Below are 19,757 nucleotides of genomic sequence, written 5' to 3'. Positions count from 1 at the left end.
CGGAGGCCCGCGCCCGACGCGGTGCCTTCTGAAGCCCTAGATACCACTGCGTGGTTGGGTCTCTCAGGCCGTCGTGGCTGGGCTTCGCGGGCGCCGCTTCGGTGGCGCCTTTCTCTTGTTACCGGTGTCGTTGTCGCCGTTGCGGTAGCCGTAATGACTTTTTTAACCTACTGGTTGGTTGCAGCGTCGATGACGGCGAGCGTCGATAAGCAGATCATGCAACAAGCGGATGTGCTGATGCGGCAAGCTCAGGACCCAGCCTTTGTAGAGAATATCGATCAAGAAATCGCGACATTTAAGCTCTATAACCCCTCGACTCGGGTCTCTATCTCTCCGCCTGCGGTTGCGTTTTCCTACGGTGATGCATTGCCCGTGGGTGGTGATTTTAAGTCGGATGGGGACAGTGTGGAAAGCTCCATCCGTACCTTGGGCGGTGAGCGGGTACTGGCCAAGTACCAAGAAGGCGGTGCGACGGTAGTCCTAGCTAAGGACTTGGGGTCTACCGAAGACCTCGTCTCCGCAGTAGGCTCGGCTTTGCTTATCATCGTGGCCTTTGGCGTTTTGCTGTCCGTCTTTGCGGGCATGGTGGTGTCCAAGACAGGCATGGAGCCCATTGCTCGGCTGAAACGTGCAGTCGATTATGTGACGCAAACCAATGATCTGCGCCCGATTGCGGTCGAGAGCAACGATGAGATGTCGCAGCTGACGGTGTCCTTCAACCGAATGCTGTCCGCACTCCAACACGCGCGCGTGCAACAATCGCAATTCGTGGCCGATGCCGGCCATGAGCTCAAAACGCCGCTGACGTCCATGCGGACCAACATTGAGCTCCTCATGATGCTGAATAAATCCGGTGGCGGTTTCGGTATCAGTGAGGAAGACCGGCGCGATTTGGAAGAGGACGTGATGGCGCAGATGTCCGAGCTGTCGACTTTGATTGGTGACCTCGTGGATTTGGCGCGTGAGGATGCCACCGAAAAGGAACCCGAGCCGGTGGAGCTGCATGAAGTTTTGGAGCATTCCCTCAACCGAGCTAAGCGCCGCCGCCCAGACGTCGACTTCCGTGTGCGGTTTATCCCCTGGGTCCTAGACGGGGATCCCTTTGCTTTGGGCCGAGCCACGCTCAATCTCATGGACAATGCCGCGAAGTGGTCTCCGGCTACGGGCACCGTCCGCGTATCGATGCAGCAAGTAGCCCAGGATAAGGTGCGCCTGCGCGTGGATGACTCGGGCCCCGGTATTGCCCCAGAGGAACGCGACAAGGTCTTTGAGCGTTTCTACCGTTCCGCGGAAGCCCGAGCGATGCCGGGATCTGGGTTGGGGTTGGCCATCGTGAAATCCGTGATTGAGCGGCACAACGGAGCCATCACCATCAAGGAATCTGCAGATGGAGGAACGCGCATGGAAGTCATCCTGCCAGGACATCCTACCGAGGGCGATGCCATGGTGGACGGCCTGGAAGAGCAGCCGAACGAGTTTCAGTTAGATTCGACCGCTGCACAACAAGCGACGGGACAGGCGCAGGAGACTTCCGGAGAATACTCGGAGAACCACAATGACCGCGGCCGAATCTTTGCCGAGCGGTGGTTCAATCAAGGTTGACGTGCCGTGGATCGCCCCAGTTCAGAGCACACAGGAAACGTCCAGGCTTTCCTAGCACACTGGCAGAGCAGAGACAGATGCGCACCAGCTTGAAAGAGCACACTACCTGATATGAATATGAGGAATTCGAACATGGATAGTCCCATGGATAACCCGCTGAACTCTGATGGACGGGGGCAGGCGCAACAGCGCGGCGAGGCATCTTCGGCGGGAAGCGAATCGAATGGTTGGAATCAACCGCGCACCAACTCGTGGGAGTCTGGCGGGCAGGCCCCTTATGGGGGCCAGCAGGGGCAGGGGAACCGACCTTTGTTTGGTGCTCAGCCCTCCCAGGTTCCCTACGGCGCGCAAGCGCCTTATGGCGGAGCGGGCTACGGCTTCGGCCAACCCAATCAGAGCAGCCAGCAGTTGCAGAATCCGACGCAGCCTTATGCAGGACAACAAGGTGCGGGCGTGCACGGCGTGCAGCCGGGCCGCGATCAGAAGAATAAGCGCAAAGTAGGTCTGGGCACTGCGCTGGCAATGATGCTCGTCGCAGCCGTCGCTGCTGGCGGTGTCACCGGTGCGGTGGTCGGCGCGGCGGGCAAGGACAAGTCTTCCACTTCGACCGTCAACGAAGTATTGGAACGTCAGCCAGTGGCAAATAGCACCGGCCAAGAGCCGGCTGATGGCTCTGTGGAAGAAGTAGCGTCGAAGGTTCTCCCGGCAGTGGTCTCCATTTACTCCATAACCCGCTCGGGTGGTGCTGAGGGCTCCGGATCCATCATTTCCCCGGATGGCTATGTGCTGACCAACCATCACGTGGTTGCCGGTGCAGACCAAGGAGGGCGCCTAGAGGTGACAATGAATGACGGCTCGCGTCATAGCGCTACATTTGTTGCGTCGGATGCGACGACGGATGTTGGCGTCATCAAGATTGATGATGCCAATGACCTGCCCTACCTTCAGTTTGGGGATTCGGACGCTGCTGCAGTGGGGCAAGAAGTAGTCGCAGTTGGTTCCCCGCTGGGGCTCAACGCAACGGTAACGTCGGGAATTGTGTCAGCCAAGAACCGCCCTGTTCGTGCCTCGCAGGAAGGCGGGGAGTCCTCGCTGATCGACGCTATTCAGACCGACGCAGCCGTAAACCCCGGTAACTCCGGTGGCCCCTTGGTGGACATGGAGGGCAACATCATTGGCATGAACTCGATGATTGCCTCGCTGTCGAGGGGCTCGAGTTCCGAAGGCGGTTCCATTGGTTTGGGATTTGCAATTCCTTCGAACTTTGCCAAGCGCATGGCCGATGAGCTCATCAATAACGGCAGGGTCAAGCACCCCACCTTGGGCGTTAAGGTTCGCGCGCAGAGCGAGACCCAAGGCGCAGAAATCGTCGACGTGGAACCTGATAGCCCGGCTGATAAGGCAGGGCTGAAGTCCGGTGACGTGGTCACCCGCGTTAATGAGCGCCTCATTGAAAGCTCTGATGCCCTGATCGCGGCAACCCGTTCCCAAGAGTTTGGTGCAACCGTCACTCTCGAGGTGAAGAGTCGCGACAGCGAAGATGCGAGAAAGGTAGAGGTAACGCTGGCAAGCGAGTAAGTTTACAAATACTTGGGCGGTGCGCCAGCACCGCGTGAACCTCGCACCCTGACACCTTTTCAAGAAACTACTTCCGGAAGATTCCGTCCCACCTTTAAGGAGAACCTCCGTGGCAGACAACACCGACGCAACCGAGCTGTTGGGGCGCGATGCCTCACGCGAACTCGATGATGTTACCGAACCCGATGACGCCTTCCTCATTGCCAGCGAACAAGAGCAAAGCGTTCAAGCGCCGCGCCGCGCGCTCGTTGTGATCGTCACCGATCACCCGGATGAAGCGGCCCAGGACACATCGCGCTTGGCCGGTGAATTGCTGGCTGAAGCCGAGTTCACCGTTGACGGTGCAGTGATCGTCCGCTCGAAGAAGTCCAAGATCCGGCAGGCTATCGAAACCGGCGTGGTCGGGGGAGTAGACCTGGTGCTCACGATTGGCGGCACGGGAGTCGGCCCGCGTGATAAGACCCCGGAGGCAACCCGCGCGGTGTTGGACCAAATGGTTCCGGGCGTGGCGCAAGCGTTGCGCTCTTCCGGCCAGGCTTGTGGCGCGGTGGATGCGTGCACCTCCCGCGGCATTTCGGGCGTGTCTGGGTCAACGGTCATCGTCAACGTCGCTTCTTCCCGCGCGGCGGTGCGCGATGGCATGGCCACTTTGACGCCGTTGGTGCATCACCTCGTTGATCAGCTGCAGAAATCCAGCGTCTAATGGCCGAGCCCACACCGCGTACCCCGCGGGCGCGCCGTCGCGTGAAACGTCCGTCGACCGCCAAGAATTACGACCGCAGCTTCGATGTCCCTCACGGGCCAATGTCTGGGGCCGCTGGCTCTTCTTCCGCCGCAGGGGCCGATGAGCTGCGCACCGTGAGCTTTGATATGGACGCAGGCGGCCCCGGTGGTGACAACGAGGACGAGGTCACGGGGGAGGCCTTCTACCGCGAGAACATGCCGCCGCATTTTGGCACCACACAGTAGTGCGTGAGCAGCGTGTGAAGGCAAAAGAAAATCCCGCAGAACTCCGGCGAAATGCCGGTTCTGCGGGATTTTTAGGCTTGGGGCTTCTGGCTTAGATGTTGGAGCCAGGCTTGTTGGTGGTCGTGCCACCGTTTTCAGCAGCGAGCAGGTCGCGGATCTCGCCGAGTAGCTGCTCGGTGGTCGGAGCCGGCTCCTCCGGGTCAACGCCCTGGCGGCGCTTTGCGTGCTCGGTGACGGCGTTGATCGGAGCAACGATGACGAAGTAGATGACAGCGGCAACGATGAGGAAGTTGATAAGGGCGGTGATGACTGCACCGAAGTCCAGGAAGGTCTCCGGGTTATCGGTAATTGCGAAGCCCAAGCCACCAAAGTCTGGGGAGCCGAGGGAGTTAATCAGCGGCTGGATGATGTGATCGGTGATGGAGGTAACGATCGCGGTGAAGGCGGCACCGATGATGACTGCTACGGCCAACTCGATGACGTTGCCGCGCAGGATGAAATCTTTAAAGCCCTTGAGCATGGTGGTGGTTGTCCTATCTACGGGGGGGTAGGTGCTTCTTGTGTCTTAAGCGTCTGCTTTGCGTAGTCCGCACTGTGTGCAGGCGCGCTGTTCAGAGAAGTCGGAGAAAAGCAGGCATAGAGCAATAATGCTCTCTAAGAGAGGCTCTAGATGCGCAGGGACTCCAACGGAAGACGAAGCATGTGGAAATACTGGAATAGCGAAAGCCACTTCTGTGCGCCATCCTGCAGGTGGTGCCGCGGGGGTCGCGCGGCAGTCACGAGACTGCAAGAGCATAAAGCGCCCGAGTGGATGTGCCTATAGTAGGCAGAGTTTTCATGTCGTGGCAACATCTTGTGGAGGTTTACCAGTGCAAACGCGATGATCTTCACAACATGGCTTAACTGTGGGCGCGGTCGCCCACAATGACAACCGTGAGCGGTTGTGTAAGAGAAGCGGCCGCGACGGCTTCGGCTGCCTCAGCAGGAAGGGCGACGAGGAGTGTGTGCGTGCGCGCATCTTCTTCGTCAGTGCCCACCGATACGACGCGTGCGCCCCGTGCAATTGTCGAGCCACGAGTGGGAGCAGAAATGTCGTCGCTGTCGTCGACCGTGCTGACGATATTGACTGTATCGCCGTGATGGAGGTTCCGGGAAATTTCTGGCTCAGCCAGGGTAAGCGGGATGAGGTGGCCGTCCTCCATCCCGAAATCCGCGATGAGATCAGAGCTGAGAAGGCGGGTGCTGGTGAGGATTTCACCGGCGCTAGCCGCTGCCACCAGAACACGCCCTACTGCATCTTCCGGGTTGCTCCCCAACGCCGTGGCGGGCAGAGCGGAGGAGGGGACGCGTGCCACGGAGACATCGCTTAGCGCCAGCGTCTCGCCAGCGGCGACGTCCCGGGCCATGACCACGACGCGGGGCTGCTCGCGGGTAGAGGCGAGGGCACTCGCCGCCGCGGCAAGGAGCAAGACTGTGGCTGCTATGCGGCGAAGGATAACGCTACGTTGATGCCCCGGAGTGCGCAGAACGTGAAGAAAACCCATGCCCTTTTAGACTGCACGCGGCGCCGTATGGTTCCCGAAAAATCGATGGAAAGCGCACAAGCCAACGAAGCGAGCGAGACAAGGGTGCTGGCTACAGCCAGCGCATTCCGCGCTCAGTGAGGATGCCATCGACGGGGCGGTCGTGTTCCTCGAAGGGGACGTCCCGGACCTCGGTGGAGTGAACTAGCGCGACGACGGGCGGGTGCCCAGTGGGCAGCGGTGTCAGCGCGCGGTCGTAATAGCCGGCGCCTTTCCCGAGACGCATGCCAGATTCACTCACCGCCATCGCGGGTGCCAAGATGAGGTCGAGGTGTGCCAGGATTTCGCTACTGTGGCGTTGCCCGACGGGCTCTGCAATCCCTAATGCCCCCGGGCGCATGGCCTCCGGCCCGCCATACAGCGTCCATAAAAGCTCACCGTTTTTGCCGGAAATGGGCAGGTAGACCTCCTTGCAGAGTGTTGCCACAGTCTCTACGAAGTTGGGCCCGCCGGGCTCTGTGCCCAGTGGGTGGTAGGCGGCAACTCGCATCGCGGGAGTGAGCAACTCACCCACGCCGGTGCACCACGCGGCATTGTCATCAGCGCGCTGCTCGGCGCTGCGCTCGCGCCGGGCGTTAAGGAGTAAGGATCTTAAGGCGTCCTTGTGGGAGGTCGTCATGGGCTTTAATCATAGCGGGATGGCGTAGCGCAGCACGGGGGCGCGGGGGCTGCATTGTAAAGTGGAAATTATGGCTATTGCACACGAGGATTCCCATACCGGGATCACTACGGTCGTTGTCCCCGCTGCTGGCATGGGCACTCGCTTTTTGCCCGCCACCAAGACCGTGCCGAAGGAGCTGCTCCCCGTCGTTGATACGCCGGGCATTGAACTCATCGCGGAAGAGGCCGCGTCCGTGGGCGCCCAGCGCCTTGCGGTGATTACCGCGCCGAACAAACAGGAAGTGATGCGGCACTTCGAGGAGTTCCCCGATCTCGTCGAGACCCTCGACGCCCGCGGCAAAGATGAGCAGGTAGCCAAGGTCAAGCGCGCTGCTCAGTTGATCCACCCGATTTCCGTGGAACAGGAAAAGCCGCTGGGCCTGGGCCACGCGGTGGGCTTGGCGGAATCTGTGCTGGAGGATGACGAAGAATTCTTCGCCGTCATGCTCCCGGATGACATTGTCCTGCCGGCCACCGTCATGGGGGAGATGGCCCGCGTTCGTGCAGCGCTGGGTGGTAGCGTGCTGTGCGCCTTCGAGGTGTCGCGCGAAGAGACCTATAACTACGGCGTCTTCGACGTCGAGGACACGAACGCGCCGGGAGTGAAGAAGGTCGTGGGCATGGTGGAAAAACCGGACCCGGCTGATGCGCCCTCGAATCTCGTGGCTACTGGGCGCTACCTGCTCGATAGGAAGATTTTTGATGCCCTTCGCCGTATCGAGCCAGGTAAGGGTGGGGAACTGCAGCTGACTGACGCCATCGAGCTCCTTATTAAGGAGGGGCACCCCGTTCACGTCGTAGTCCACCAGGGTAAGCGCCACGACTTGGGCAACCCGGGCGGCTACATCCCGGCCAACGTTGACTTTGGTCTGCGTGATGAGAAGTACGGTCCTGCGCTCTACAAGGCAATCAAGAAGATTGTGGAGGACTACGAAGAAGAAAAGGGGTTGAAGGGCTAAGCCTTCATACGTCCAGCGCGCTAAGCTCTACTCCAGTAACTTCCATCCCTTTAGGCCCCACATACCCCAGAGTAAAGGCAGGCGGTACATGCGTTCGGTCGATGACCAGATGGCGTTCATTCTTGATGCAGCGATGACACCTGAACCGGTACGCATCGCCATCGCGAATGCCCTAGGTCTCAAGTGTGCGGAGGAGGTGCAGGCAAACCAGCCGCTTCCGGGCTTTCCGCAAGCAGCCATTGATGGCTACGCCGTGCGTGCCGTAGACGTCGGGGGAGAAAAAGCCCTCAAAGCGCGCTCGCGCCACGACTCCGAGGACGCGGATGCTCCCGTCACGGAGACGGAGGTTGAACGTTCTCTGCCTGTAGTGGGGGAGGTTCCCGCAGGTTCGCGCCAGCCTTTGCGTTTGCAGCCCAAGCAAGCGGTGCGCGTCTACACGGGTGCGCCGTTGCCGACGCTTGCCGACGCCGTCCTTCCCCTCGAATGGACGGACCGCGGCCGTAAGCGCGTGACCTCCCACCGCCCGGTACGCTCGGGCGACTTCGTGCGCCGCGTGGGCGATGACATTCAGCCCGGGGATGTTGCCGTGTCTTCCGGAACCATCCTGGGCCCAGCACAGATTGGCTTGCTCGCGGCTGTGGGGCGCTCAAAGGTCTTGGCGTATCCGCGTCCACGCGTGACCATCGTGTCCTATGGCAAGGAGCTTGTCGACGTCGACCGCGAACCCGGCCTGGGTCAAGTCTTCGACGTGAACTCTTATTCGCTTGCAGCAGCCGCGAAGGAAGCCGGAGCGGATGTGCATCGCGTCGGCATTGCCGCCGGTGAGCCGCGCCGCGTGCGCGAGGCCTTGGAAACCTACCTGGCGCGCAGCGAGGTACTGGTGATCTCCGGCGCCGTGGGCGGTGCGGGTTCGGAAGAAATCCGCGAGGTCCTCGATGAGTTGGGAGACGTGGATACCTCACGCGTAGCCATGCACCCAGGCTCGGTCCAGGGCTTCGGGTTGTTGGGTGAGGAGCGCATCCCGACCTTCCTGTTGCCCTCGAACCCGGTATCCGCGCTGGTGATCTTCGAGGTCTTTGTGCGCCCGCTGATCCGGCTCTCCCTGGGCAAGCGCAGCGGCCAACGCCGCATGGTGCGCGCACGCGTGCTTAATCACATGGAATCCCGCCCGGGGCGCCGCGGCTATATTCGTGCCCGGCTCATGCGAGATGCAGACACCTCCGACTACCTGGTGGAAGGACTGGGCGGCGCGGCTGGCGCGCCGGCGCATTTGCTGGCTGGACTATCCGAGGCCAACGCGATGATCCGTATCCCGGAGGAAGTTACAGAGATCCGCCCCGGGGACGTGGTGGACGTCCTGTTCCTGACCCAACGCGCCTAGCTGGTCACCGCCGACATCATGCTTGATCCTTTCGGTACCGCCGCGGGGCGCTTTTCCACCCCCGCCAGCGGTGAGGCAAACCCCGACCATCCGGGGTGGCCAGAAGCTACGCCTGCGGTCCGATTGCGAGAATCTCGTGTCTTCCCGCGCGGCGCGACAGTGCGCCTGCGCCCCCTGCTGCGCCGGGACGGTGAGTCTTGGCGGTGGCAGCGCATCGAGGATAGGGATTTTCTTAAACCGGTGGAGCCGACTCTGCCGACGTCATGGGATGCGGCACATTCGCAGTCGGCATGGTGGAATCACTTGATGTTTCTGCGTGATTCGGCTCGCGCCGGAACGGTGGTGCCGCTCGTCATTGATGTCGACGGGCAGTTCCGGGGTCAGTTGACCTTAGGCAATATCCAGCACGGAGGGGTCAGCGAGTGCTGGATTGGCTATTGGGTTCATTCCGCGGTACACGGCGCGGGGGTGGCTACTGCCGCCTGCGCTCTCGGTGTGGACCATGCCTTTTACCGTGTGGGGCTGCATCGTGTGACGGCCACCTATCTGCCGGAGAATCCTGCTTCCGGCAAGGTACTGCACAGCAACGGGTTTCGGGATGAGGGCTTCCTGCGCCGCAACCTGCATATCGACGGTGCGTGGAGGGATCACCACTTCTTGGCACTGAACCGTGAGGATTTTGCGTCCGGGGCGGTCGAGCGCTTGCGTGCGACGGGCCGCCTCAGCGGTGTTTAGCCAATGCTGAACCGGTCGATATTTTGGTCAACTACCTCTGCTTTCACTTAAGTAACAACCTTGTAATTTATGGGCTCGTTGATGCCCACAGGCCAGGGCTGGGCGGCTAGAGTAGGGGCCTAGTTATATTCCCTTTTTCGTCGACCCCTGAAAGTGGGACACAGCCGCATGATGACTGCCGTGCCGATCATTCTCGTAATCGTGTTGTGGCTCTTCATCCTCGCCCCGTTGCTTTTGCGTTCGCAACGCCCGATGAGCCATACAGGTGAGGCCTTTGAAGAGACCCGCGTGCTCTTCGAAGGCGATTCCGGCTCCGTGCCGGGCCGCCGTAAGCCGCGCTTGGGTAAGGAAGATATCCGCATGAGTTCCCAGGCAGAGGCGCAGGCTGGTGCTGAGGAGGCAGACTACGAGCTGGTCGAGGCCGAAGGAGTCAGCGAGGATTCTCAATCCGGCCCTGTTGAGACCGCTGCGACTGATGCTGCCGCGCAGCCAGATGTCGCCGACACGATTGACGGCGAAGTTGTTGAGTCTGAAGATGCGGAACAGGATTTCGAGCTAGCAGCGGAACCTGAGCATGATGCCGAAAAAGAGCACGACCTCGATAATGACATCGAGAGCGTCGAAGCGAACGCCGCCGAGGTTTTCACGGCTCCAGCCAACGCTAGTGTCGCAGAAGATGCCTACGGCTTGGATGACTCCTATACCTCTCCGGTCGATTTGATGTACCCGGGAGCTATTGATTCTCTGGACCAGACGCCGGAGGACTCCAGCGCCGAGGAAACAGACGGCGCTGATGATGCTCCGGAGCAGGAAGAGACCACAGCGGTTGACGGCGAGAGCATTGATGTCGCAGATACGAACTCTGCGGACCCTGAAACCAATGGCAGCGATACCGAGCTCTCCGCGGAAGAGGTTGCCTTTGCGCAGCGCCGTCTTGGCCGCGGCGGCTGGGATCCTGTGAAGGAGAAGGAGGCTTCGGCCACGCGTTACCAGCGCCGCCAGCGCACGCTCATTGGCCTAGCCGTGGCAGTGGTCGCAACGGTATGCCTGGGCATCGTCGTGGGCGGTTGGACGTGGTGGTTGGCGGGCATCGCTGGTGTTGTGACCACGGTCTACTTGGTGGCGCTGCGCGCCCAAGTGCGCCGCGAGCAGGAGCTACTTCGTCGTCGCGTCTACCACCTGCGCCGTGCGCGCCTGGGTGTGCGCAACGCGGAAAATCCTGCTGAGTCGCTGCCGCCGAACCTGCGCCGGCCGGGCGCCCTCATCTTGGAAATCGATGATGAAAGCCCGGATTTTGATTACCTTCCGGTGTACTCGGAGGATGATTCCGACGGTGGTTTCGACGGCCCCCATCCCTCCCCGCGCCAGCGGCGTGATGATCTCGCGGCACGGCGAGTCGGTTAAGTGGCACGCGAGTGTGTCTTGTGCCTAAGCGCGCTGAGCGCTAGGCCGACCACACTCCCGAGCTCCCGCGGCGATGTGAGCCCAGAAGGTGGGCATCCACCATCCCGATGGCCGTCATGAGGGAAAAGCAGGTCACTGGGCCGACGAACTTGAACCCGGCCTTCTTCAAAGCCTTGGACATGTCCAAGGCTTCTTTTGTGTATTTCGGGATATCTTCTTCGCTTTCCGGCGCGATGGTTTCTTCAGGCAAGAAGCTCCATATGAATTCGTCCAACCCGCCCTGCTCGCGCAAGGCCACCGTGGCTCGCGCGTTAGCGAGCACCGCGTTGATTTTGAGACGGTTGCGAATAATTCCTGGATTGTTCATCAAACGCTCGACTTCCTCCTCACCAAAGCTGGCCAGAAGGTCCGCATCAAACCCCACGAAAGCAGCGCGGAAAGCATCACGCTTGCGCAGTACTAGCTCCCAGCTCAGCCCTGCCTGGAAGCCTTCCAGACAGAGGCGTTCCAGCAGCGCGGATTCTTCGTGGACAGGCATGCCCCATTCAGTGTCGTAATACTCCTTGAGCAGTGGGGAAGTCATTGCCCACGCGGGGCGGCCAAGCCCTGCCGCGTCATAAACAAGTCTCGTATCATTTGCCATTTGTGTACTAGTCATGCCTTTTTAGACTGTAATACTTACTCATTGGTTCCCCGCTTCGTGCTCCAGCAGTAGCCGCTTTGCGGCAACGCCCCCGCGGTAAGACCCCAAGCCGCCGCTTGCTGGTACGACGCGGTGGCAGGGCACCACGATAGGCAGAGGGTTGCTGGCGCAGGCGCTGCCTGCGGCGCGGGCAGCTTGGGCGCTCCCAGCCGCGGAGGCAAGGCGTGAATAGGTCCAGCGCTCACCGAAGGGAATATCACGAAGCGCGCGTTGTGCTCGGGCGCGGAAGGTGTCAGGAGATGCAGGGACGTCGAGTAGCAGCTCGAAGTCTCGCCGCGTGCCGGCGAAGTATTCGGTGATCTGTTGGGTGGCCGCGACGAGAACCTTAACGCTCGACCAGGCGCTATCTGAGCGAGCGGTGAGGCGCCGCTGGCCGTTGAGATTTGGGGCCTCGTCAGGGAAATACACCTGCGATAAGCCTCGCGCGGACCCTACGAGGGTGAGGCGGCCGAGGGGAGTGTCCAGTGGAGTCCACAAGTGCATGCTGGGAGGGAGTCCTTTCGGAGAGAGGTGGCCATCCAGGGTAGTCTATGAACCATGAATAGACCCGCCGTACGCGATGCCGCGCTCCTGATCTTCCGCGCGGTACTGGGAGTCATCTTCGTGGCGCACGGTGTAGACAAGATGTTTTTTAGCGGAATGGATGAAATAACCGGGCAGTTTTCCGCACTTGGTGTCCCGCAGCCGCATACTTCCGCGTACTTGGCTGCCTTCGCAGAAATGCTGGGAGGCGCGGCGCTGGTCGTAGGCCTGCTCACCACCTTTGTGGCGGGGGCTTTGGCTCTCCTCATGGCCTGTGCTTTGTATTTTGTGCACATGGGCAATGGCCTTTTTGCAGCCGATGGTGGCGTCGAGTATCCGCTGGTTCTCATCGTGTCGCTGCTCATGATTGTCGTTTTTGGCTCTGGCCGGGCCAGCGTGGATGGGGTGCTGAGCCGTGCTGACGCATGAGCAGGTGCAGGCGGCCATTTCCGCACAGCTGGACGGGGAAGCCCCGCAGCTCTCACCGGATGTTATTGAAGCGCACGTATCGGGATGCCCCGAGTGCGCGGCTTTCCGGGATAAGGCGGCAGCCCTAACACATTCCTTGAGCCTCGTGGAACCGGCAGGCGTTCCGCCGCAAGACTTGTCTGAGGTGATCCTCGCCGGCGTGGAGCCGGAATGGCAGCGCGCTTCCAGCACGCGGCAGGCGTCGCTGACGTTGGCGCGAGTATCCCTCGGAGTGTTGTCCCTGGCGTTTTTGGTGTGGGCGGTCGTGGTCGTTGTTAGTGCCTCAGGTTTGACCACCTTATCGAGCGAAGGAACCCTCGCGGAAGGGGCTGACCCAGGGCGCGCGCACCTGCTGATGGAGGCTGCGGCGCTGCGTTTCGGCCTTGCAAGTGGCTTGGCTTTTGCGGCATGGCGCCCCGCTTCGGCACCTGGATTGTTGCCGGTAGCGTGCACGATGTTCGCATTCCTGTGCGGTTTTACCATGCGCGATTTTGCCCTGGGCAGCGTCGCCGCGGGGCAGGTTTATATCCTCATCGGCACGGGCTTGGCCACCGCCAGCTTGGGCTGGGCCTGGGCGGCGGACCGGGGATTCCTGCTGCGGGATATTTACCGGACGTTGTCCGCTAGCCCGCGTTAGGACCAAGATGGCAGCCACATCATGGAGCTGTACCACGAATCCGGTATGAGGTATCCATAAAGAATCGGGGAGAAGTAGGCGAACATCGCCACCACGAGCGCGGCGTAACACACCGTGAGGAAGGTACCCAAGGGCATCGCGGTACCAAAGAGTCCTGTGAGCCAGCGCCACTGCACAACACGGCCGCGCCCAATCATTTGTCCCAAGGCCAGAGATATCAGCACGATGACAAATGGGATGAACGCCGTGGCGTAAAAGAAATACATTTGACGGTCGAAAACGGCCAGCCAGGGCAGGAATCCCGCCGCGGCACCCACGAGCGGGATGAGGAAGGCGCGGTTGCGGCGAACGAGCAGGGACCACAGGCCCCACAGCACAGCTGGGATGACCAGCCACCAGATGGCGGGAGTGCCAAAGAGATACAGCATCTTGCGGCAGGAGTTGCCGTCCCCGCAGGAGATGTCCGTGGCGGAGTAGTAGAGGATAGGGCGTGCAGCCACCAACCAAGCCCACGGCTTGGAATCCCAGGGGTGGCTGTGCCCACCGGAGGTTGTCAAAGAGGCATGAAACTCCAACACGGAAGAGTGGTAGTAAAACCAGCCGGCGAGTGGCTCGGGGAGATGGAGCAACCAAGAGCCCTCTTCAATAGTGCCGTCTACTTTGGCGTGGCGGTAAACAGCGGTTTCATCAGCGAACCACGCACGCCAAGACCAGGTGTACAGTGCCACAGGAACCGCGACGATCGAGGCGAGGGCCGCTGGCGTATCGCGTACCAGCGTGCCCACGATGTAGCGGCGCACGCCGTAGAGGCGGCGCAGCGCGAGGTCCGAGAAAACGCTCATCAGACCGAAGAACATGATGTAGTACAGGCCGGACCACTTGACCGACAACGTCAGCCCCAGGAAAACGCCGGCCGTAAAACGCCACCACCGGAACCCAAAACGGGGCCCGAAGTCGGAGTCACCCATGGTCCCCGACACGAAGGCGGCGTGGAGGCGCTCACGCATCTGCTGGTGATCCCGCGCCAAAGCCCACGCGGCGGCAACCACAAAGAAGACTTGGAAGATGTCGAGCATTCCGAATTTGGAGGCTACGAGCAGTACGCCATCGCACACGGCGAGCAGGCCAGCCAGGAATCCCACCTGCCACGAACCAGACAAGCGGCGAGCCAGCGCCATGGTGAGCATTACTGTGCCCACTCCGAAAAGCGCGGCCATGGCCCGCCATCCCAGTGGGGTATAGCCGAAAAGCGCTTCTGATATCGCGATGATCTGCTTGGCCAGCGGCGGATGCACAACCAAGCCGTAGCCCGGGTTAGATTCAATACCGCCGAGGAAGAGGTTGTGCCAGCTGGTGACCATGTCCCAGGCCTGCGGAACGTAGTGCTTTTCGTCGAAGACGGGTGTGCCTTCAGAAACCGGAGCAGCCAGACCAATGAATCGTGTGAGAAAAGCCAAGACACCAATGATCGCAGTGCTGATCGAGTCGGCCCGGGTCCAGGTGTAGGGCCGAGGGGCAGGCGGTGCCGGCCGGGTATGGGCGCCACGCGTGGCGGAGGGGCGCGTGCGCTTGCGGCGGCCAGATCGATCTGTAGGGGTTGCGGTACTCACCCGGAAGAGTCTAGCTTGCATGTGCAATGCTGGGGAGTATGAGTCTTCAGCTTGAACCCCTGCCCCGCGGTGTCATCCTCGCCGCCACCCCGCTGGGAAATCCCGGTGATGCTTCCGCCCGTCTCATGCACGCTTTGGGCCACGCAGATGTGATTGCCGCGGAGGATACTCGCCGTGTCCGCAACTTGGCCCAGGCGTTAGGAGTAGAAATCCGCGGCAAGGTGGTCTCCAACTTCGACCACAACGAGGAGGAGCGCTCACGCACGTTGGTCGCCGCTGCCCAGACGGGAACCGTACTTGTCGTGTCGGATGCCGGCATGCCGGTAGTTTCTGATCCGGGGCACTCCATCGTGACCGCCGCCGTGGAGGCGGGCGTGCCCGTGACGTGTTTCCCCGGGCCCTCTGCGGTGCCGACTGCCCTCGCCCTGTCGGGCTTAGGGGTAGGCCACTTTCTCTTCGATGCTTTCCCGCCGCGCAAGCCCGGCCCGCGTAAGGCGTGGCTCGAGTCCTTGGTGGGGGAGCAGCGCGCTATTGCTTTCTTCGAGTCCCCACACCGTTTGGCGCAGACGCTTGGCGACGCCTCAGAGATCCTCGGCGCCGACCGTCGCGCTGCAGTGTGCCGCGAGCTGACGAAGACATATGAGGAGATTAAGCGTGGTTGCTTGGGCGAGCTTGCCGAATGGGCGCAAGAGAATGCGCGGGGTGAGATCACCGTAGTGATCGAGGGCGGTGATGCCGCACCCGTGTCGTTGGAGACCCTCGTGGAGCAGGTCCGCGCAGAGGTTGAACGCGGCGTGCGGGCCAAGGATGCCTGCAAGCAAGCCGCCGCGGGAACGGCGTGGTCCAATCGTGAGCTTTATGATGCCTACCTTGCGGCCCGTGGCTGAGCTGCACGAATAAGAACAAGTGATGGCCGTCTCTTTCGCGGGAATCGTTATGGCATCGTTATGTCGCCCGGCGTGGCCGCGGCATGCGTGGTAGGGGTGTCATATCTCCGAAATGCCTTCGAACAAGCTGGCAAGCTGCACAGTTGCGGTACAGAACCGGCAGTTGCAGTGGAATAACGGTCGCGTAAAGAAGCTCGTGACAGATGCTTGAGGAACGCTATATGCCCGAAATGCATGTGGCGAATAGTCTTTTTGTTTCTGATTTAGTTTGACTAGTTGATGAGACAGCACCAAGGTCGGTAGGTATGACAGACTCGACCAATTCAGACAATGTGAAGGACACGGAGGTGTCTTCGGCTGCCTCCCAAGAACAGAGCTCGCCGGCGGCGGTGGAGGACTACCGCACTGTCGACGAGCGCCTCGAGGCATCCTCAGCCACGAGCCAGCTCCAGGATATGCTCACCAACAAGGCGTTCGATCCTGCGGCTGCAGCTACCCCAGTAGAAGAACAAGAAGAAACCGACGAGTTTGGGCCCGGCGGCATCGATTCACCGATTGACTGGACCATTGTGGGGTTCGCCGGTCTGCTCATCGCTGCCATCGTGGCATGGGGCTTGGCAGCGCCGGAGAGCTTTGCTTCCTTCTCTGGTAACGCGCTGAGCTTTGTTGTGAATAACTTTGGATGGGCCTATGTGCTCTTCGGGACCATCTTCGTTATTTTTGTTATTTGCATTGCTGCTTCTAAGTTCGGCACCATTCGCTTGGGCAAGATCAACGAAGAGCCGGAATTCTCCACGGTCTCTTGGATTGCGATGATGTTCGCGGCCGGCATGGGCATCGGCTTGATGTTCTACGGCGCATCCGAGCCACTTAATTACTTTAAGAACGGTGTCCCAGGCCATAGCGAGCACGAGGTAGGAACTTCGATGGCCACGGCCATGTTCCACTGGACCCTGCACCCGTGGGCTGTATATGCCATCGTGGGTCTCGCCATTGCCTATTCCACCTTCCGTATCGGCCGTAAGCAGCTGTTAAGTCAAGCCTTCGTGCCACTGATCGGTCAGCGCGCGGCCGATGGCTTCGTTGGCAAGATCATTGATATCTTGGCCATCTTTGCCACAGTCTTCGGTACCGCATGTTCACTGGGACTGGGCGCTATGCAGATTCAGGCCGGGTTGGAAGCCTCCGGAATCATTGAGAACCCGACTCAGAAGGTCGTCATCGGCATCGTTCTCGTTTTGACCTTGGCCTTCCTTCTATCTGCCATGTCCGGCGTGGGTAAGGGCATTCAGTACCTGTCCAACACCAACATGGTTCTGGCGGCTCTGCTGGCCATTTTCGTGTTCATTTTTGGCCCCACGGTGTCGATCCTGAACCAGATTCCGGGTTCCATTGGTAACTATCTGGCGAACTTCACTGAGATGATCGCTCGTACCGCCGAGTCTGACAACGGAACTGCTGGTGAGTGGCTGTCGACGTGGACCATCTTCTACTGGGCTTGGTGGGTTTCCTGGTCGCCGTTCGTGGGTATGTTCCTCGCCCGCATTTCCCGTGGTCGTTCCGTCCGCGAGTTCTGCGTTGGCGTGCTTCTCGTCCCGGCTGGTGTCTCCACTGTGTGGTTTGCCATCTTCGGTGGTACCGCTATTCACATGGAGCAGAAGGGCAACTCTATCTCCGGTGAATCTGCCGAGCAGGAGCTGTTCAACCTTTTGCAGAACCTGCCTGGTGGTTTCATTGCAGGCATCGTTGCCGCTCTGCTGCTGGCTACGTTCTTTATTACGTCGGCCGACTCGGCGTCGACAGTCATGGGCTCGATGTCCCAGTCCGGTGCAACCACCGCTAAGCCGTGGCTATCCGCAGCGTGGGGTGTGCTCACTGCAGCCGTCGGCCTGACCCTGCTGCTGTCGAGCGAGGATTCCCTATCGAACCTGCAGAACGTCACCATCGTGGCAGCACTGCCATTCCTCTTTATCCTCGTTGGACTCATGTTCGCTATTTTCAAGGACTTGAGTAACGACGTGATTTACCGCGAGTACCGCGAGTCCCAGGCCTTCCAGCGCAAGCTGGCGCGTGAGCGTCGCCTGCACCGCGAGTTCCAGCGCGAACAGGCCTTCAAGGCCCGCCGCCGCCAGCACAGCAACAAGAGCTAGTTCTGGCGCGAGCATTTCTCTGATACACCCCCTCACTGCATTGCCGGTGAGGGGGTGTTCGATAGAGTAGAGGCCATGACTGAGACAGTTGTCGTTAATGTTGCTTGGCCCTATGCCAACGGACCCCGCCACATCGGACACGTGGCGGGTTTCGGCGTTCCTTCCGACGTGTTCGCCCGCTTCCAGCGAATGCGTGGCAACGACGTCCTCATGGTTTCCGGTACCGACGAGCACGGCACCCCGCTGCTCGTGCAAGCGGATAAGGAAGGCGTGACGGTTCGTGAACTGGCGGATCGCTACAACCGTCAGATTGTCACTGATCTGGCTGGGCTCGGCCTGTCTTATGATCTCTTTACCCGCACCACCACCCGCAACCACTACGCCGTGGTGCAGGAGCTGTTCAAGGGGCTGTACGAGAACGGCTACATGCTTAAGGAGACCACCCAAGGCGCTATTTCGCCGTCCACGGGCCGTACCTTGCCCGACCGTTATATCGAGGGCACCTGCCCGCTGTGTGGCGCCGAAGGCGCGCGCGGTGACCAGTGCGATAACTGCGGCAACCAGCTCGATCCGGTAGATCTCATCAACCCGGTGTCCAAGATCAACGGTGAAACCCCAGAGTTCATCGATACCGAGCATTTCCTGCTGGACCTGCCTGCGGTCAAGGACGTCCTCGAAGAGTGGCTGAAGACCCGTGAGGATTGGCGCCCGAACGTCCTCAAGTTCTCCCTTAACCTGCTGGAGGATATGCGCCCGCGCACCATGACCCGCGATATCGACTGGGGTATTCCCATCCCGGTGGAAGGCTGGGAGGACAACGGCGCGAAGAAGCTCTATGTGTGGTTCGACGCGGTGATTGGTTACCTGTCTTCTTCCATCGAGTGGGCCCACCGTACCGGTAACCCGGAGGCCTGGAAGGACTACTGGCAGAACCCGCAGGCGCGTCACTACTACTTCCAGGGCAAGGACAACATCACCTTCCACTCCCAAATCTGGCCAGCGGAACTCTTGGGTTACGCGGGCAAAGGCTCCAAGGGCGGTGAGCTGCACACCTATGGTGAGCTCAACCTGCCGACGGAGATTGTGTCTTCGGAATACCTGACCATGTCTGGTTCTAAGTTCTCCTCCTCCAAGGGCGTCGTTATCTACGTCAAGGACTTCCTGGAGGAGTTCGGCCCGGATGCGCTGCGCTACTTCATTGCCGTGGCTGGCCCGGAAAACAACGACACCGACTTCACCTGGGATGAGTTCGTGCGCCGCATCAACAACGAGCTTGCGAACGGCTGGGGCAACCTGGTCAACCGCACGGTGTCGATGGCCCACAAGAACTTCGGCGAGGTCCCGGCTCCTGCGGCGCTGGAGCCGGCAGACAAGGACATACTGGCGCTGGCGGAGGAGACCTTCACCACCGCCGTGGAATTCCTCGAGCAGTCCAAGTTCAAGCAGGCCATGACCGCCATCATGCACGTCGTCGGCGAGGCCAATGCCTACGTTGCTGCGATGGAGCCGTGGAAGCTGGCCAAGGATGAGACTCAGCGGGAGCGTCTGGCCACCGTGTTGTGGACCGCACTGCAGGTGGTCTCCGACTGCAACGTGATGCTGACTCCGTTCCTACCCTTCACCGCACAGAAAGTGCACGAGACCCTGGGGCGTGAGGGCGTCTGGGCCGCACAGCCGCGCATTGAGGACGTGGTCGATGATATGCCGGTCGAGCTCGTTGGCGTAGACCTCCCGCCGGAGAACCATCCCTACCCGATCATCACCGGTGACTACTCGGCGCAGCAGGCTGCGTGGAAGCGTGTCGACATTACTCCGGGTACTGCGCTGCAGAAGCCGAAGCCGTTGGTGGCTAAACTCGATCCGGAGCTCGGTGAGACCGGCCCAGAGTGGGCCCCGGTTCAGAAGTAAA

The 19,757-nt window shown here is 60.6% G+C and carries 19 protein-coding genes; 13 read left to right on the top strand and 6 right to left on the bottom strand.

The window, feature by feature from the left end:
• Positions 1 to 153 precede the first annotated feature (153 nt).
• The 4 genes from HMPREF2996_RS09010 (at position 154) to HMPREF2996_RS08995 (ending at position 4,149) form a co-directional block, all read left to right on the top strand.
• Positions 154 to 1,602 (top strand): sensor histidine kinase, encoded by a 1,449-nt coding sequence (locus HMPREF2996_RS09010; RefSeq protein WP_246815767.1) that lies wholly within the window; start codon positions 154 to 156, stop codon positions 1,600 to 1,602.
• A 132-nt stretch (positions 1,603 to 1,734) separates the two neighbouring features.
• Positions 1,735 to 3,180 (top strand): S1C family serine protease, encoded by a 1,446-nt coding sequence (locus tag HMPREF2996_RS09005; protein WP_070731063.1) that lies wholly within the window; start codon positions 1,735 to 1,737, stop codon positions 3,178 to 3,180.
• A gap of 109 nt (positions 3,181 to 3,289) precedes the next feature.
• The gene (locus HMPREF2996_RS09000; RefSeq protein WP_010187605.1) at positions 3,290 to 3,883 is read left to right on the top strand and encodes a MogA/MoaB family molybdenum cofactor biosynthesis protein; all 594 of its coding nucleotides are present in this window, start codon (positions 3,290 to 3,292) and stop codon (positions 3,881 to 3,883) included.
• The gene (locus HMPREF2996_RS08995; protein WP_070447232.1) at positions 3,883 to 4,149 is read left to right on the top strand and encodes a hypothetical protein; all 267 of its coding nucleotides are present in this window, start codon (positions 3,883 to 3,885) and stop codon (positions 4,147 to 4,149) included. The genes HMPREF2996_RS09000 and HMPREF2996_RS08995 overlap by 1 nt, the downstream gene beginning before the upstream one ends.
• A gap of 91 nt (positions 4,150 to 4,240) precedes the next feature.
• Here the strand turns inward: HMPREF2996_RS08995 and mscL are convergent, their stop codons facing one another.
• From mscL to HMPREF2996_RS08980, 3 genes are all read right to left on the bottom strand, one after another.
• Positions 4,241 to 4,669, bottom strand: coding sequence for a large conductance mechanosensitive channel protein MscL (gene mscL, locus HMPREF2996_RS08990; RefSeq protein WP_070447230.1), 429 nt, complete (start codon positions 4,667 to 4,669; stop codon positions 4,241 to 4,243).
• A 379-nt stretch (positions 4,670 to 5,048) separates the two neighbouring features.
• The gene (locus HMPREF2996_RS08985; RefSeq protein ID WP_070646122.1) at positions 5,049 to 5,693 is read right to left on the bottom strand and encodes an SAF domain-containing protein; all 645 of its coding nucleotides are present in this window, start codon (positions 5,691 to 5,693) and stop codon (positions 5,049 to 5,051) included.
• A gap of 91 nt (positions 5,694 to 5,784) precedes the next feature.
• Positions 5,785 to 6,351, bottom strand: a complete 567-nt coding sequence (locus HMPREF2996_RS08980) for a 5-formyltetrahydrofolate cyclo-ligase (RefSeq protein ID WP_070731061.1) — start codon at positions 6,349 to 6,351, stop codon at positions 5,785 to 5,787.
• 70 nt (positions 6,352 to 6,421) lie between these two features.
• Here HMPREF2996_RS08980 and HMPREF2996_RS08975 point away from each other — a divergent pair, with 70 nt between their 5' ends.
• The 4 genes from HMPREF2996_RS08975 to glpR all read left to right on the top strand — a co-directional run bounded on the left by HMPREF2996_RS08975 (position 6,422) and on the right by glpR (position 10,871).
• Positions 6,422 to 7,351, top strand: a complete 930-nt coding sequence (locus tag HMPREF2996_RS08975) for a UTP--glucose-1-phosphate uridylyltransferase (RefSeq protein WP_070447224.1) — start codon at positions 6,422 to 6,424, stop codon at positions 7,349 to 7,351.
• Positions 7,352 to 7,439: 88 nt separating this feature from the next.
• Entirely contained in the window at positions 7,440 to 8,732 is a 1,293-nt protein-coding gene (gene glp / locus HMPREF2996_RS08970; protein WP_070731058.1) for a molybdotransferase-like divisome protein Glp, read from the top strand.
• A gap of 18 nt (positions 8,733 to 8,750) precedes the next feature.
• Positions 8,751 to 9,467, top strand: coding sequence for a GNAT family N-acetyltransferase (locus HMPREF2996_RS08965; protein ID WP_070718330.1), 717 nt, complete (start codon positions 8,751 to 8,753; stop codon positions 9,465 to 9,467).
• A 171-nt stretch (positions 9,468 to 9,638) separates the two neighbouring features.
• Positions 9,639 to 10,871 carry a divisome protein SepX/GlpR gene (gene glpR / locus HMPREF2996_RS08960; RefSeq protein WP_371441130.1) on the top strand — a complete coding sequence of 411 codons (1,233 nt, stop codon included), beginning with the start codon at positions 9,639 to 9,641 and terminating at the stop codon, positions 10,869 to 10,871.
• Between the two features lie 40 nt (positions 10,872 to 10,911).
• Here the strand turns inward: glpR and HMPREF2996_RS08955 are convergent, their stop codons facing one another.
• Together HMPREF2996_RS08955 and HMPREF2996_RS08950 are read right to left on the bottom strand one after the other, a co-directional pair.
• Positions 10,912 to 11,529: a DNA-3-methyladenine glycosylase I gene (locus HMPREF2996_RS08955; RefSeq protein ID WP_083276489.1), complete on the bottom strand. Its 618-nt coding sequence runs from the start codon at positions 11,527 to 11,529 to the stop codon at positions 10,912 to 10,914.
• 24 nt (positions 11,530 to 11,553) lie between these two features.
• Complete coding sequence (locus HMPREF2996_RS08950; protein ID WP_070447214.1) at positions 11,554 to 12,057, bottom strand: methylated-DNA--[protein]-cysteine S-methyltransferase; 504 nt, start codon at positions 12,055 to 12,057, stop codon at positions 11,554 to 11,556.
• Between the two features lie 54 nt (positions 12,058 to 12,111).
• Between HMPREF2996_RS08950 and HMPREF2996_RS08945 the strand changes: the two genes are divergently transcribed.
• Both HMPREF2996_RS08945 and HMPREF2996_RS08940 read left to right on the top strand, forming a co-directional pair.
• On the top strand, positions 12,112 to 12,525 hold the full coding sequence (locus tag HMPREF2996_RS08945) for a DoxX family protein (protein ID WP_010187578.1): 414 nt from the start codon (positions 12,112 to 12,114) through the stop codon (positions 12,523 to 12,525).
• Complete coding sequence (locus HMPREF2996_RS08940) at positions 12,512 to 13,201, top strand: zf-HC2 domain-containing protein (RefSeq protein ID WP_070447212.1); 690 nt, start codon at positions 12,512 to 12,514, stop codon at positions 13,199 to 13,201. Before HMPREF2996_RS08945 ends, HMPREF2996_RS08940 begins: the two co-directional genes overlap by 14 nt.
• Here HMPREF2996_RS08940 and HMPREF2996_RS08935 read toward each other — a convergent pair.
• Complete coding sequence (locus HMPREF2996_RS08935) at positions 13,198 to 14,811, bottom strand: dolichyl-phosphate-mannose--protein mannosyltransferase (RefSeq protein WP_070447210.1); 1,614 nt, start codon at positions 14,809 to 14,811, stop codon at positions 13,198 to 13,200. The two genes, HMPREF2996_RS08940 and HMPREF2996_RS08935, sit on opposite strands and share 4 nt — an antisense overlap.
• Before the next feature lie 38 nt (positions 14,812 to 14,849).
• Here HMPREF2996_RS08935 and rsmI point away from each other — a divergent pair, with 38 nt between their 5' ends.
• The 3 genes from rsmI (at position 14,850) to metG (ending at position 19,756) form a co-directional block, all read left to right on the top strand.
• Positions 14,850 to 15,698, top strand: coding sequence for a 16S rRNA (cytidine(1402)-2'-O)-methyltransferase (gene rsmI / locus HMPREF2996_RS08930; RefSeq protein WP_070447208.1), 849 nt, complete (start codon positions 14,850 to 14,852; stop codon positions 15,696 to 15,698).
• Between the two features lie 305 nt (positions 15,699 to 16,003).
• The gene (locus HMPREF2996_RS08925) at positions 16,004 to 17,848 is read left to right on the top strand and encodes a BCCT family transporter (protein WP_070447206.1); all 1,845 of its coding nucleotides are present in this window, start codon (positions 16,004 to 16,006) and stop codon (positions 17,846 to 17,848) included.
• A 75-nt stretch (positions 17,849 to 17,923) separates the two neighbouring features.
• Positions 17,924 to 19,756 carry a methionine--tRNA ligase gene (gene metG / locus HMPREF2996_RS08920; protein WP_070731052.1) on the top strand — a complete coding sequence of 611 codons (1,833 nt, stop codon included), beginning with the start codon at positions 17,924 to 17,926 and terminating at the stop codon, positions 19,754 to 19,756.
• The last annotated feature ends 1 nt before the right edge of the window (position 19,757 follow it).

This window comes from Corynebacterium sp. HMSC066C02 (genome assembly GCF_001814945.1).
Taxonomy (GTDB): domain Bacteria; phylum Actinomycetota; class Actinomycetes; order Mycobacteriales; family Mycobacteriaceae; genus Corynebacterium; species Corynebacterium aurimucosum.
This window is presented reverse-complemented; position numbering and strand designations above follow the sequence as displayed.

Bases quoted from the DNA above. Each gene is read 5' to 3' on its own strand.
- HMPREF2996_RS09010 (WP_246815767.1), top strand. From the start codon at position 154: ATGACTTTTTTAACCTACTGGTTGGTTGCAGCGTCGATGACGGCGAGC.
- HMPREF2996_RS09005 (WP_070731063.1), top strand. From the start codon at position 1,735: ATGGATAGTCCCATGGATAACCCGCTGAACTCTGATGGACGGGGGCAG.
- HMPREF2996_RS08995 (WP_070447232.1), top strand. From the start codon at position 3,883: ATGGCCGAGCCCACACCGCGTACCCCGCGGGCGCGCCGTCGCGTGAAA.
- mscL (WP_070447230.1), bottom strand. From the start codon at position 4,669: ATGCTCAAGGGCTTTAAAGATTTCATCCTGCGCGGCAACGTCATCGAG.
- HMPREF2996_RS08985 (WP_070646122.1), bottom strand. From the start codon at position 5,693: ATGGGTTTTCTTCACGTTCTGCGCACTCCGGGGCATCAACGTAGCGTT.
- HMPREF2996_RS08980 (WP_070731061.1), bottom strand. From the start codon at position 6,351: ATGACGACCTCCCACAAGGACGCCTTAAGATCCTTACTCCTTAACGCC.
- HMPREF2996_RS08975 (WP_070447224.1), top strand. From the start codon at position 6,422: ATGGCTATTGCACACGAGGATTCCCATACCGGGATCACTACGGTCGTT.
- glp (WP_070731058.1), top strand. From the start codon at position 7,440: ATGCGTTCGGTCGATGACCAGATGGCGTTCATTCTTGATGCAGCGATG.
- HMPREF2996_RS08965 (WP_070718330.1), top strand. From the start codon at position 8,751: ATGCTTGATCCTTTCGGTACCGCCGCGGGGCGCTTTTCCACCCCCGCC.
- glpR (WP_371441130.1), top strand. From the start codon at position 9,639: ATGACTGCCGTGCCGATCATTCTCGTAATCGTGTTGTGGCTCTTCATC.
- HMPREF2996_RS08955 (WP_083276489.1), bottom strand. From the start codon at position 11,529: ATGACTAGTACACAAATGGCAAATGATACGAGACTTGTTTATGACGCG.
- HMPREF2996_RS08950 (WP_070447214.1), bottom strand. From the start codon at position 12,057: ATGCACTTGTGGACTCCACTGGACACTCCCCTCGGCCGCCTCACCCTC.
- HMPREF2996_RS08945 (WP_010187578.1), top strand. From the start codon at position 12,112: ATGAATAGACCCGCCGTACGCGATGCCGCGCTCCTGATCTTCCGCGCG.
- rsmI (WP_070447208.1), top strand. From the start codon at position 14,850: ATGAGTCTTCAGCTTGAACCCCTGCCCCGCGGTGTCATCCTCGCCGCC.
- HMPREF2996_RS08925 (WP_070447206.1), top strand. From the start codon at position 16,004: ATGACAGACTCGACCAATTCAGACAATGTGAAGGACACGGAGGTGTCT.
- metG (WP_070731052.1), top strand. From the start codon at position 17,924: ATGACTGAGACAGTTGTCGTTAATGTTGCTTGGCCCTATGCCAACGGA.